The sequence below is a fragment of the Bacteroides bouchesdurhonensis genome, from assembly GCF_900155865.1.
Taxonomy (GTDB): Bacteria; Bacteroidota; Bacteroidia; order Bacteroidales; family Bacteroidaceae; genus Bacteroides; species Bacteroides bouchesdurhonensis.
Genome location: NZ_LT707006.1, coordinates 1,598,184 through 1,611,321, shown reverse-complemented (window position 1 = coordinate 1,611,321; position 13,138 = coordinate 1,598,184). Strand labels below are relative to the sequence as shown.

Below are 13,138 nucleotides of genomic sequence, written 5' to 3'. Positions count from 1 at the left end.
AATCTTATCATACAATACTATATCAATCATATCAGTGGAAGCAAGCAAACACCTAAGCGAATTGATAGTTTCTCGGTGTGAAACCATTGGTTTCAAGGCATGAAACTGTTAGTTTCACACCGAGAAACCAATAGTTTCAACCGTATGAACACTTTGTTTCTCTAGGTGAAACACTTTGTTCTCCTATATGAAACACTTTGTTCTCCTATATGAAACAAAGCGTTCCAAGTAACAAAAATACTCTGAAACAATATCGAATAGGAAATAATACAATAATGAAGTCTTCATTAATCTAATATAAACATGTGCAAGATAATGTATCTTACACACATCTGCAACACATATCTTGCACACTATTAAACTTATATATATCAAATAGATATACACAAGTTGGTGCAAGATGGCAGATAATTATCCTTTTTAAAATGTAGAGAGAGAATTTATAATTTCCAATAAACAGGTGTTCGCAATTAGCTAGTACTATCTGTGTATTAATGATAAGCATCTATTTATGAATACATATATTGGCCATATATTTCCAAAGTGGAGCAGCATTCAATGCCTGCATTATTTCATTATTCTCCAGCAGTGTTTTTACTTCTTCCAGTGTCAGTAAATGTACTGTCAAGTCTTCCGTAGCATCCAGATGTTGATGATCAATCAATTCCACATCCGTAGCGAGAAAGCAATGTGTTAAATTAGTATGTGTACTTGGATTAGCGGAGATCACCATGTATTCTTGCCAGTTTCCTTTTCCGTATCCGGTTTCCTCCCATAATTCACGTTGGGCAGATTCTAATGGAGAAGAATCTTCTTTTTCGCAAACTCCCGCACAAAGTTCGTAACAATATCTCCCAATACCCGGACGATATTGTCGAACCATAATGAATTTGCCTTCTTTGGTTAGAGCAATTGTATTTACCCAATCCGGATACTCCAGAATATAATATTCAGGAATATGATTTCCATTAGGGAGCAACAGCTCTTCACAACGTACAGTCAGCCAAGGATAGCGGAATAAATATTTGCTACTGACTGTTTTCCAAGGTCTTTCTTTTTCTTCCATCATCTTTTTGATTTATCATTAGGCAAAAATAATGATTTTCGGTCCTACTAACAAAACAATAGAATGAATTATAGATAAGAAATTTACCTACTTAATAACAGTTACTGGCAAGTTATCTCCATCCCTTGTACCTGTTCCAGATATTTCTTTGTTGCGCTGACCATTGAACTACCTATATAGAATAAAAATATAAGGCTAATAATGATCATTAATGCTCCAATCATAGCATATCGATTTCTTTGTTCTAAAAGACCATCATCCATATCTCTTCCTCCTTTTATTTTATCTGCATACAAAGATAACGCATGTAAGCTACAAATTTTTTTCAAGAATATTTCAAAAATCTTAAAAATTGAGCTTCTTTAACCATCCCGGAATAATACAAACCCCAACCATCAGGTACATATAATAAGTAATGATACGCCAGACAAAAGCAACAACCAGTGCCATTCCCGAAACAGAGAAAAAGTCTGCATAATATACTTGAAACATATATTCACTTATTCCACTTCCACCGGGAGTAGGACTGACAGTCATCACAACCCACAAGATAAGCTGACGAACGAAAGCAACTAATTGGCTGCCATCCGTAGTAAAAGCAAACAATAACGCATTCACCACCAGGTAACGGGAAACCCAGGCACTACAAGTCAACCCGAACGCTTTCAGCCAGAATACAAAAGGTTTGCCACTGATTTGATGAGAACTTTCCACTAAATTATCCGTCAATTCTTCAATTGCTTTCTTCCAACGACGAAGTAACGGCAAACGAAAAACACTGATCAGCAAATGCTTTACCCATTCGGGACGATGAAATAATGCCAAATATAATAGAATGGTCCAGATTGTTACCACTCCATACACCACAAAGAATAGCAACTTGATACTCTCCGAGAAAACAGCTATAGTTCCAAATAACTCGGAAAATGGAAAGAATAACAATGCCAGCGGACAGGCTATTACCAGAAACAATTCATCTAAAAAGAGACAGGAAATCATCAATGCAGTGCTTCGTCCGGCATTAATTCCTTCTTTATTCAGAAAAAGAACAATCAGGCTACTCCCTCCCACTGCAGATGGAGTTACCGCCGAAGCAAATTCACAAAGCATATTGACGTTGAATGCTTTCCGCCACGAAAGAGTATTTTCGGAAAGATAACGGAACCGGGCTATCAGTCCGCCATCCCGCCCAAACATAAACAGAAAGGCAAGCAACAGACCGCCCAACAATCTCCAGGAAAAATGAATATCCGAGAATATTTGAGGATTGAATTCCTTCCCAAACAGCCAACCTACCACCGAAAGGCCGATTACGACAGGAATAATCACATAAGAGAATCTAAAAGGTTTCTTTATCGCTTCCACAGTTTCTTCCGTATCATTAGGTTCATATACCGATCGTAAACTTCTTCTGCTACATTCTCCCAAGAGCGGGCGATGGTTCGCGAAGCCTCATCTCCTACTCTAGTAATCAGACGGGGTTGCCGAATTAATTCAGTAATCCTTTCAGCATAAGCATTTACGTTGTTTGTACTCAGAAAACCGTTTGAAGAATCCGAGATGATTTCAGCTGCTGTAGAATCCCTGATCATCAATGAGGGAGTATGTAAAGCAGCAGCTTCACGCACTACCAACGGTGCATTATCATACAACGAAGGAAAGAGGAATAGATCGGCAGCAGCATAGTAACGTTTTAACCGTTCACGTTCAGTTATATTTCCCACAAAAGTTATTTTATCCATGAGCGATAGCTCACATGCCTTTTGTTTGATTTCCGAAGCGGCATATCCTGTACCAATAAAATACATTCGAAACGACTGTTCTTTTATCCGCGCCAATGCCTCCAACAAAAAAGAAAGATTCTTTTCCCAAATATGTTGTCCGACAAACAGGAACATCATTTCATCATCACTCAATTTCAACGTTTCTCTCGCCACACGTCTTAATTCTGCTATGGGTGCTCCGTCAGCAAAATCATTACCATTGTCCACCACTTCAACTTTCCCTTTATATCCATATTCACGCAAAGTCTCTTCAACAGAAGCTTGAGGAATCCAAACCTCATCTGCCATCTCATAGAAACGAACCACATTACGAATCAGATAATCGACTATTTTTTTACAGGGGATAGCCCGTTCAAAATCGGAACGATACTTGGAATGGAATGTAGCCACAAGAGGAATATGCTGTGATTTGGCAATACGCATTGCCAATGATCCGGAAGAAAAAGGGCAATGAGCGTGTACCAAATCGAAAGAAAGCTTATGAATACGGGTATGAAAAGGCCAATCAATGCGTGGAAAGCCCAATCGATAAGGCTTACGCATCGGAATAGGAATAGAAGAATAACGATATACCGGATAAGTTCCCTCATCCTTGGCATCGGGCACACTTGGAGTTACCACACATACGTTACCGGCTTTTTTATTCAGCCAATAAGCATAATTCTGTGTCGTCAATGAAACTCCGTCCATAATAGGCGGAAAGCAATCGTTGAATAAACCTATCATTATCTTTTATTAATATGATTGCCAAAAAACAACTCAGACATTACATTTGTTTGAAGAAGATGTTACATTCAAGAAGAGTTTCAAACCCGGAAATTTACATCACAATCTCCTTGCCAACGAATATTTCATAAATAATAATTCAAAAATCAGAATTAAAAGAATTATCTTTGCAGACGCTAACAACCCCTTTAAACACAATATGGCATTTACGAATAATATTATGATTGTCCGGCACAAGTTGCTGGCTGACCTTGTAAGGCTCTGGAAAACTGATCAGTTAGTAGAAAAAATCGATCATCTTCCTATTGAACTGAGTCCGCGCAAATCGAAACCAATGGGACGCTGCTGTGTACACAAAGAACGTGCAGTTTGGAAATATAAAACATTCCCATTAATGGGATTCGATATGACGGATGAACTTGACGAAGTAACTCCGCTCTCTGATTATGCGAAAAAGGCATTGAACCGTCCGGAACCAGTCAAGGAAAATATCATGTGCGTTATTGATGAGGCCTGCTCTTCTTGTGTACAAATCAATTATGAGATAAGTAATCTTTGCCGCGGATGTGTAGCTCGCAGTTGCTATATCAACTGTCCGAAAGACGCGATACGCTTCAAGAAAAACGGGCAAGCAATGATTGATCATGATACTTGTATCAGTTGCGGCATCTGCCATAAGAGTTGTCCTTATCATGCAATCGTATATATCCCTGTTCCCTGCGAAGAAGCTTGTCCCGTAAAAGCAATCAGCAAAGACGAACATGGCATTGAACATATTGACGAAAGTAAATGTATCTATTGCGGAAAATGTATGAATGCATGTCCGTTCGGTGCTATCTTCGAAATCTCACAAACGTTTGATGTATTGCAACGTATCCGTAAAGGTGAGAAGATGGTGGCTATTATTGCTCCATCCATTCTCGGCCAGTTCCATACTTCCATTGACCGGGTATACGGAGCTTTCAAGGAAATAGGATTTACTGATATCATTGAAGTGGCCGAAGGTGCAATGATGACCACCAGCAACGAAGCCCATGAATTATTGGAAAAGCTGGAAGAAGGACAGCCATTTATGACTACTTCGTGTTGCCCATCATACATTGAACTAGTAGAAAAACATATTCCCGGAATGAAACCTTATGTTTCAAGTACTGGTTCACCCATGTACTATGCGGCACGAATTGCTAAAGAAAAGCACCCGGATGCAAAAATCGTATTCGTCGGTCCTTGTGTAGCCAAACGAAAAGAAATACGTCGCGATGAAGCCGTAGACTTTATCCTTACTTTTGAAGAGGTTGGTTCGATTCTTGACGGACTGGATATTCAGTTGGAAGAAGTTCAAGCGTTCTCTGTCATTCAGACTTCTGTTCGCGAAGCGCATGGCTTTGCTCAAGCTGGTGGCGTAATGGGAGCAGTCAAGGCTTATCTGAAAGAGGAAGCGGATAAGATCAATGCAATTCAGATCTCAGATATCAACAAGAAACATATTGCAGTACTTCGTGCTGCTGCCAAGACAGGAAAGATAGCCGGACAATTTGTGGAAGTGATGGCGTGCGAAGGTGGTTGTATTACCGGTCCTAGCACACATAATGACATTGTCTCGGGACGTCGCCAGTTGGCGCAAGAGTTGCTCAAGCGGAAAGAAAGCTATGAGACAATGGATCGATAAATTAAGACAGGAAAAAACTCTCCAACCGGAAGAATTTCGACAGTTACTAACTAAATGTGACGCGGAAACTCTGCGTCACATCAATAAGCAGGCACAAGAGGTCAGCCTACAGCATTTCGGCAACAAGATTTATATCCGTGGGCTGATTGAAGTCAGCAATTGTTGCCGGAATAACTGTTTCTATTGCGGTATCCGAAAAGGGAATTCGCATATTAAACGTTATCGATTGAGTATGGAAAGCATACTTGATTGCTGTAAAGAGGGATATGCCCTTGGATTCCGAACTTTCGTGCTGCAAGGTGGAGAAGATCCCGGTTTGACAGATGACCGGATAGAAGCCATTGTAGCAGCAATCCGAAAACGGTACCCCGATTGTGCCATCACCTTATCGCTCGGTGAAAAGCCATACGAAGCCTACCAACGTTTTTTCCAAGCAGGGGCAAACCGGTATCTTTTACGGCATGAAACTTATAATGAAATTCATTACAGTCAATTGCATCCTGCTGAGATGTCTTGCAAACATCGGATACAATGTTTGCGGAATTTAAAAGAAATCGGTTATCAAACCGGAACGGGAATCATGGTCGGTAGCCCAGGACAGACAGTAGAACATCTCATACAGGATATTTTATTCATCGAAAAGTTACGTCCGGAAATGATTGGTATCGGACCTTTTCTACCCCATCATGATACACCTTTTGCACAATTTCCAAATGGAACAGTAAAACAAACATTGCTTTTATTGTCTATCTTTCGACTCATGCACCCTTCAGCACTGATTCCGGCAACAACAGCCCTTGCCACTCTAGTGCCCGACGGACGGGAAAGAGGTATCTTAGCAGGTGCTAATGTTGTCATGCCCAACCTATCGCCACGCGATGAACGGAAAAAATATGAATTATATGACAACAAGGCTTCTCTGGGAGCTGAATCGGTCGAAGGATTAATACTCTTGCAAAAACAATTGCAATCCATCGGATATGAGATTTCGACTGACAGAGGGGACTTCAAACATGAGATGTTGAAAAACGAGAGTTGAGAATTTAAATAGAAAACTATGATATACCAAGCAGATTCATCAAAAGCAGAAGAGTTTATCAACCACGAAGAGATTCTAGAAACTTTGGAGTATGCACAGGCTAATAAGAATAACCGTGTTTTGATAGAGCAACTTATCGAAAAGGCTGCTCTCTGCAAAGGACTGACTCACAAGGAGGCAGCTTTACTATTAGAGTGCGATCAGCCTGACCTGATAGAAAGAATCTTTCATCTTGCCAAAGAAATCAAACAAAAGTTTTATGGCAATCGTATTGTGATGTTTGCCCCACTTTATCTGTCTAATTATTGTGTCAATGGTTGCATCTATTGTCCGTATCATGCTAAGAATAAAACAATTGCCCGTAAAAAACTAACGCAAGAGGAAATCTGCAAAGAAGTAATTGCACTACAGGATATGGGGCATAAACGTCTGGCACTTGAAGCCGGTGAACATCCTTCGTTGAATCCGATAGAATATATTCTGGAATCCATCCAAACGATTTACAGCATCAAGCATAAGAACGGGGCAATCCGACGGGTTAATGTGAATATTGCTGCTACTACAGTAGAAAATTACCGCCGCCTGAAAGAAGCAGGAATCGGCACATATATTCTATTCCAGGAAACTTACCACAAAGAAAACTATGAGAATCTCCATCCCACCGGTCCGAAAAGCAATTACGCCTACCATACGGAAGCTATGGATCGTGCTATGGAAGGAGGAATCGACGATGTAGGAATGGGGGTACTTTTCGGTTTGAATACGTTCCGATATGATTTTGTAGGATTACTAATGCACGCTGAACATCTGGAAGCCCGATTCGGGGTAGGTCCGCATACTATCAGCGTGCCTCGTATTTGTTCGGCAGACGATATAGATGCGAGAGATTTTCCCAATGCGATCTCTGACGAGATATTCAGTAAAATTGTAGCGGTTATCCGAATTGCCGTTCCTTATACAGGAATGATCATCTCGACTCGTGAATCACAAGAATCTCGTAGAAAGGTATTGGAACTAGGGATTTCACAGATAAGTGGCGGTTCCCGTACCAGTGTCGGCGGATATGCAGAAACAGAACTTCCAACAAATAATTCAGCTCAGTTTGATGTAAGCGATACCCGGTCATTGGATGAGGTAGTAAATTGGTTACTCGAGCTGGGATATATTCCTAGTTTCTGTACTGCCTGTTATCGGGAAGGACGAACCGGAGACCGTTTTATGTCATTGGTCAAATCCGGCCAAATAGCCAATTGCTGTGGACCGAATGCTTTAATGACTCTGAAAGAATATCTGGAAGATTACGCCTCGGAAGATACTCGAAAAAAAGGAGTCTCTTTGATTCAAAAGGAAGTAGAAAGAATACCGAACCCAAAAATCAGAGAAATAGCAATTAGGAACTTAAAAGAGATAACTGAAGGCAAAAGAGACTTTAGATTCTAAATAATAAAATGTAGTTTTGTAGCAATCATTCATTTCATACCAATCCTAAATTATGAGTTTATCAGATACTCCAAATGCCAACCGGCTACATATCACTCTCTTCGGAAAGCGTAATAGTGGAAAATCGTCTCTCATTAACGCATTGACGGGACAGGAGGTAGCTCTTGTCTCCGACACTCCGGGTACTACGACTGATCCTGTATCGAAAGCTATGGAAATTCAGGGAATAGGTCCTTGTCTGTTTATCGATACACCGGGATTCGATGATGAAGGGAAATTGGGAAAGATGCGCATTGAAAAAACCAAAAAGGCGATAGAGAAAACAGATATTGCTATTATGATTTGTGGAGGTGACGCTACAGATGAAGAACCGGAGTTGAAAGAGGAACTCTATTGGTATAAACAACTGAAAGAAAGGAATATTCCGATTATTCTTCTAATCAACAAAACGGATATTCGGAAAACGACAGAATCTCTTGCCAAACGTATAAGAGAGCTTTTAGGAAATAATCCTATTTTAGTCAGTACCAAAGAATGGACAGGTATTGAACAGATCCGTCTGGCTATTCTTGAAAAGCTACCTACAACGTTTGAAGAACAAAGTATCACCGGTAAACTTGTGACTGAAAACGATCTTGTATTACTTGTTATGCCTCAGGATATTCAAGCTCCTAAAGGCAGACTGATCTTGCCACAAGTACAAACGATTCGTGAATTACTAGACAAGAAGTGCCTCATTGCGACATGTACTACCGACAAATTGCCAGAAACATTAAAAGTATTTGCCCGTCCTCCAAAATTAATTATTACGGACTCACAAGTTTTCAAAAGAGTTTATGAACAGAAGCCGGAAGAGAGTAAACTCACGTCCTTTTCCATTCTTTTTGCCGGTTATAAGGGGGATATTCATTTCTATATCGAAAGTGCTGCCGCCATTGAAAGTCTGACAGAATCATCACGCGTGTTAATAGCCGAAGCATGTACCCATGCTCCACTTTCAGAGGATATAGGAAGAGTAAAACTCCCACGATTATTACGAAAAAGAATTGGTGAGAAGTTATCCATCGACATGGTTTCGGGTACTGACTTTCCAGAAGATTTAACTCCATATTCGTTAGTCATACATTGTGGAGCTTGCATGTTCAACCGTAAATATGTACTCAACCGCATTGAACGTGCCCGAGAACAAAAGATACCTATGACAAATTATGGAGTAGCTATCGCTTTCTTAAACGGAATATTGGAACACATCGAATACTAATACTTATAAAATACACTGCACATGAAAAAGAAAAAAATGATTTTAGCCATTTTTCTGGCAACCGGCGTTATTCTCCAAGCACAGGAAAGATTGACGCAATACCAAGTTCGTAATGCAATTGATGTACGTACTCCTATTATGAACGACAGTATCAATCCTAAAGGAGAAAAGTATGCAACTAAAATGTTACTTCAGACTCCGGTAGTATTGGACTTGCCCGATGCACCTATGCAAACGCTAACAGTAGACACCACCGGATTTCTGAAACTAACGAAAGCTGAGAAAGACAGTAAAATCTATTTGCTCAAGACACAAATTAGAGCAGACCGTTTCGTTAAAGGTAAGTTAAAAGTTACTTCACCTGTACGCTGGGAAGCTTTCATTGACGGAGTTTCTAAGCACAAAAAGGAGAATGCCGAAGATAGCATCACCTCTGCCTCTTCCCATGAAATTGCTATCAGCCTGGAACCGGAACGAGATTATGAAATTACATTCAAACTACTTTCTACTTCCGAAGATAAAGCTATACCCACGCTAAAAAGTGAATTTATAAAAGACAAGAAATTCAAAGATATTACCTGCATTTTGGACCCGAATGCAAAAAAACGTTTTGCTCTCGACAATACAGTCTACGGAAACAAGGTTATTGCTGTATCCATCTCTCCCAGTGGAAAATATCTATTAACCCGCTATTGGAACAACCACTCTGCCAAGCGTTCACGCATCTATTGCGAACTCACCGACCTGAAAAGCGGAAAAGTGATTTTAGAAAATGTAAAGGATGGCATGCGCTGGATGCCGAAAAGCGATAAGTTGTATTATACTGCTACTGCTTCTAGCGGAAATGATGTAGTTACATTCGATCCTGCTACGTTACAAGAAGAAACAATTCTAAAAGGAATTCCCGAACAAAATTTCACATGGTCGCCTACTGAGGAGTATCTTATTTATTATCCTTACGAAGAAGGAGAAAAGGAAACAGGGAATTTACGCCGTATTGTCAGTCCGGCAGACCGCATTCCAAATACTCGCGGACGCAGTTTCCTTGCTAAGTATAATATAATCGATGGAGTTTCCGAACGTTTAACTTACGGTAATCACAGTACCTATTTACAAGACATTTCTCCGGACGGTAGATATCTGATATACAGTACTTCAAGGGAGAATATCACCCAACGCCCTTACTCCCTGTCTTCTCTTTATCTCGTTGATTTGGAAACACTGAAAGTAGATACTCTTTTCCACGAAGAACGATTTCTGGGAGGAGCAAAGTATTCTCCGGACGGAAAAAAACTATTACTAACTGCAAGCCCCGAAGCTTTTGGGGGGATTGGTAAAAATTGCGGCAATCATCCTATTGCCAATGATTACGACACTCAGGCATTTATTATGGATTTGGCTACCCGTAAGATGGAACCGATCACCAAAGACTTCAATCCTACCGTCAGTCTTTTGCAATGGAACCGAGGGGATGGATGTATCTACTTCAACACGGATGATGGTGACTGCAAAAACATTTACCGCTATTCTCCCAAAAGCAATGAATTTGAAAAGTTGAATTTAGAAACAGATGTTACCGGGTCTTTCACTTTAGCAGAAAATAATCCATGGATAGCAGCTTATATCGGTCAATCAGATCATAATACAGGTGTTGCCTACCTATATGATATGAAAAAGAAAACGTCCCGGTTATTGGCAGATCCGATGAAACCAATTCTGGAAAAAATTGAATTAGGAAAAACCGAACCTTGGAACTTTACGGCTTCAGACGGAACTGTAATTACAGGAAAAATGTGTTTACCTCCCAATTTTGATCCAAATAAGAAATATCCGATGATTGTATATTATTACGGTGGAACGACTCCTACAACCCGCGGTATCAGTAGCCCGTATTGTGCACAGTTATTTGCCTCGCGAGATTATGTAGTATATGTCATCCAGCCTAGCGGCACGATCGGTTTCGGACAAGAGTTTTCTGCCCGTCACGTCAATGCTTGGGGAAAGCGTACTGCCGATGATATTATTGAAGGAACAAAGCAATTTTGTAAAGAACATCCGTTTGTAGACGAGAAACGAATCGGATGTATTGGTGCTTCTTATGGTGGATTTATGACTCAGTATTTGCAGACTCAAACTGACATCTTTGCGGCCGCTGTATCACATGCAGGTATCAGTAATGTAACCAGTTACTGGGGAGAAGGTTACTGGGGCTATGGATATAATTCTATTGCTGCCGCTGACAGCTATCCATGGAATAATCCCGAACTGTTTACCCAACAAGGTTCTCTGTTCAATGCAGATAAAATCAACACTCCATTGTTGCTATTGCATGGAACTGTCGATACGAACGTGCCTATCGGGGAAAGTATTCAGCTTTTCAATGCTCTCAAAATATTAGGTAAAACAGTCGAATTTATCACCGTAGATGGAGAGAACCACTTTATCTCGGATTACGATAAACGCATCAAATGGCATAATTCTATCATGGCTTGGTTTGCACGATGGCTGCAAGAACGACCGGAATGGTGGAATGAAATGTATCCAGAACGACATCTATAAAAAATTGAGGAGGTATGCAAAATAGTTCTTTGCATACCTCCTATTCTTTACAAGAAAAATACTTTATTTGCGCAAAATAGCAATCAGTTCTTCTGTCGAAACAAGACTCTGTTCTCCAGTTTCCATATTCTTAAGCATAGCTTTGCCTTCATTCATCTCATTCTCTCCAATGATAGCAACAAAAGGAATGTTCTTAGCATTGGCATAACTCATTTGCTTTTTCATCTTAGCTGCATCCGGGAATATTTCAGCACGAACACCTACTGTACGTACTTTAGCTAACATCCCGATAGCAAAAGCAGCTTCTTTCTCGCCGAAATTCACAAACAATACTTCCGTACCATTTACTGCTTCTTTCGGATAAAGTTCCAACTGATTCAGCACATCGAAAATACGATCGGCACCAAAAGAAATACCAACACCGGAGACACCGGACATGCCAAATACTCCTGTCAGATTATCATAACGACCTCCACCGGTAATACTACCAATCTGTACATCCAATGCTTTTACTTCAAAGATCGCACCAGTATAATAATTTAATCCGCGAGCCAATGTCAAATCTAATTCTATTTCATTCTTCAATCTCATTGTTTCCAGGGTATTCAGAATGAATTCACTTTCTTCCACCCCTTTCATACCTACTTCGCTTGTTGCCAAGACCTTTTTCAAAGTAGCGACTTTTTCAGCATTGGTTCCATTCAAAAGTATAATCGGTTGTAATTTAGCGATAGCCTCATCACTGATTCCCTTTTCCTTCAGTTCGGCATTCACATTCTCCAAACCTATCTTATCCAGTTTATCAATTGCAACGGTAATATCCACTATTTTATCAGCCTCACCAATAATCTCTGCTATTCCGGAAAGAATCTTACGATTATTGATTTTAATGCATACACGGATTCCAAAACGACTGAATACCGTATCTACGATCTGCATTAACTCAACTTCATTCAGTAATGAATCGCTGCCTACCACATCAGCGTCACACTGATAGAATTCACGATAACGTCCTTTCTGCGGACGGTCTGCTCTCCATACCGGTTGAATCTGATAACGCTTGAACGGAAAAGTGATTTCATCACGGTGCATTACCACATAACGGGCAAAAGGCACAGTCAAGTCATAACGCAATCCTTTTTCACAGAACTTGCTTGCTAATTTAGCTGCATTACGGCTCAAAAGTTCTTCATCGGTTATCCCTGAAAAGTAATCTCCCGAATTCTGAATCTTGAAAAGAAGTTTATCTCCTTCATCTCCGTATTTACCCATCAACGTAGAAAGCATCTCCATGGATGGAGTCTCTATCTGCTGGAAACCATAGAGATGGTATACATCACGAATTGTATTGAATATATAGTTACGCTTCGCCATTTCTACCGGCGAAAAGTCACGAGTTCCTTTAGGAATACTTGGTTTTGCTGCCATAATATTACTGTTTATAGTTTTAATTGCGCAAATTTACAGCAAATTATTGAAAATCTCGACTAACTAAAACTTTAAATAAACCCACTTTCATAAATAAAGATAAGGTAGATGTTCAAAAAAGAAAAGAAATAAGCACTAGAATATTTGTTTTTATCACTATAAATGA

10 protein-coding genes are annotated in these 13,138 nt (G+C 40.0%); 5 read left to right on the top strand and 5 right to left on the bottom strand.

Annotated elements, in window-relative coordinates; all coding sequences use genetic code 11:
• Window positions 1-505: 505 nt before the first annotated feature.
• From CZ225_RS06445 to CZ225_RS06430, 4 genes are all read right to left on the bottom strand, one after another.
• The gene (locus tag CZ225_RS06445; protein WP_077155726.1) at window positions 506-1,066 is read right to left on the bottom strand and encodes an NUDIX hydrolase; all 561 of its coding nucleotides are present in this window, start codon (window positions 1,064-1,066) and stop codon (window positions 506-508) included.
• 101 nt (window positions 1,067-1,167) lie between these two features.
• On the bottom strand, window positions 1,168-1,290 hold the full coding sequence (locus tag CZ225_RS24570) for a hypothetical protein (RefSeq protein ID WP_262351973.1): 123 nt from the start codon (window positions 1,288-1,290) through the stop codon (window positions 1,168-1,170).
• Window positions 1,291-1,411: 121 nt separating this feature from the next.
• Window positions 1,412-2,431: a lysylphosphatidylglycerol synthase transmembrane domain-containing protein gene (locus CZ225_RS06435; RefSeq protein WP_077153425.1), complete on the bottom strand. Its 1,020-nt coding sequence runs from the start codon at window positions 2,429-2,431 to the stop codon at window positions 1,412-1,414.
• Complete coding sequence (locus tag CZ225_RS06430) at window positions 2,419-3,576, bottom strand: glycosyltransferase (RefSeq protein WP_077153424.1); 1,158 nt, start codon at window positions 3,574-3,576, stop codon at window positions 2,419-2,421. Before CZ225_RS06430 ends, CZ225_RS06435 begins: the two co-directional genes overlap by 13 nt.
• A gap of 199 nt (window positions 3,577-3,775) precedes the next feature.
• Between CZ225_RS06430 and CZ225_RS06425 the strand changes: the two genes are divergently transcribed.
• Genes CZ225_RS06425 through CZ225_RS06405 form a run of 5 tightly spaced genes read left to right on the top strand, consistent with a single transcriptional unit; the run spans window position 3,776 to window position 11,544 of the window.
• A complete protein-coding gene (locus CZ225_RS06425; protein WP_077155725.1) occupies window positions 3,776-5,245 on the top strand; it encodes a 4Fe-4S dicluster domain-containing protein in 1,470 nt (489 codons plus the stop codon).
• Window positions 5,226-6,284, top strand: a complete 1,059-nt coding sequence (gene hydE, locus CZ225_RS06420; protein ID WP_077153423.1) for a [FeFe] hydrogenase H-cluster radical SAM maturase HydE — start codon at window positions 5,226-5,228, stop codon at window positions 6,282-6,284. Before CZ225_RS06425 ends, hydE begins: the two co-directional genes overlap by 20 nt.
• Window positions 6,285-6,302: 18 nt before the next feature.
• The gene (gene hydG, locus CZ225_RS06415) at window positions 6,303-7,724 is read left to right on the top strand and encodes a [FeFe] hydrogenase H-cluster radical SAM maturase HydG (RefSeq protein WP_077153422.1); all 1,422 of its coding nucleotides are present in this window, start codon (window positions 6,303-6,305) and stop codon (window positions 7,722-7,724) included.
• A 52-nt stretch (window positions 7,725-7,776) separates the two neighbouring features.
• The gene (gene hydF, locus CZ225_RS06410) at window positions 7,777-8,985 is read left to right on the top strand and encodes a [FeFe] hydrogenase H-cluster maturation GTPase HydF (RefSeq protein WP_077153421.1); all 1,209 of its coding nucleotides are present in this window, start codon (window positions 7,777-7,779) and stop codon (window positions 8,983-8,985) included.
• Window positions 8,986-9,006: 21 nt separating this feature from the next.
• Window positions 9,007-11,544: an alpha/beta hydrolase family protein gene (locus tag CZ225_RS06405; protein WP_077153420.1), complete on the top strand. Its 2,538-nt coding sequence runs from the start codon at window positions 9,007-9,009 to the stop codon at window positions 11,542-11,544.
• A 63-nt stretch (window positions 11,545-11,607) separates the two neighbouring features.
• Here CZ225_RS06405 and hisS read toward each other — a convergent pair whose 3' ends face one another.
• The gene (hisS, locus tag CZ225_RS06400; protein ID WP_077153419.1) at window positions 11,608-12,972 is read right to left on the bottom strand and encodes a histidine--tRNA ligase; all 1,365 of its coding nucleotides are present in this window, start codon (window positions 12,970-12,972) and stop codon (window positions 11,608-11,610) included.
• Window positions 12,973-13,138: the final 166 nt, after the last annotated feature.

Bases quoted from the DNA above. Each gene is read 5' to 3' on its own strand.
- CZ225_RS24570 (WP_262351973.1), bottom strand. From the start codon at position 1,290: ATGATTGGAGCATTAATGATCATTATTAGCCTTATATTTTTATTCTAT.
- CZ225_RS06425 (WP_077155725.1), top strand. From the start codon at position 3,776: ATGGCATTTACGAATAATATTATGATTGTCCGGCACAAGTTGCTGGCT.
- CZ225_RS06445 (WP_077155726.1), bottom strand. From the start codon at position 1,066: ATGGAAGAAAAAGAAAGACCTTGGAAAACAGTCAGTAGCAAATATTTA.
- hydF (WP_077153421.1), top strand. From the start codon at position 7,777: ATGAGTTTATCAGATACTCCAAATGCCAACCGGCTACATATCACTCTC.
- hydE (WP_077153423.1), top strand. From the start codon at position 5,226: ATGAGACAATGGATCGATAAATTAAGACAGGAAAAAACTCTCCAACCG.
- CZ225_RS06405 (WP_077153420.1), top strand. From the start codon at position 9,007: ATGAAAAAGAAAAAAATGATTTTAGCCATTTTTCTGGCAACCGGCGTT.
- CZ225_RS06430 (WP_077153424.1), bottom strand. From the start codon at position 3,576: ATGATAGGTTTATTCAACGATTGCTTTCCGCCTATTATGGACGGAGTT.
- hydG (WP_077153422.1), top strand. From the start codon at position 6,303: ATGATATACCAAGCAGATTCATCAAAAGCAGAAGAGTTTATCAACCAC.
- hisS (WP_077153419.1), bottom strand. From the start codon at position 12,972: ATGGCAGCAAAACCAAGTATTCCTAAAGGAACTCGTGACTTTTCGCCG.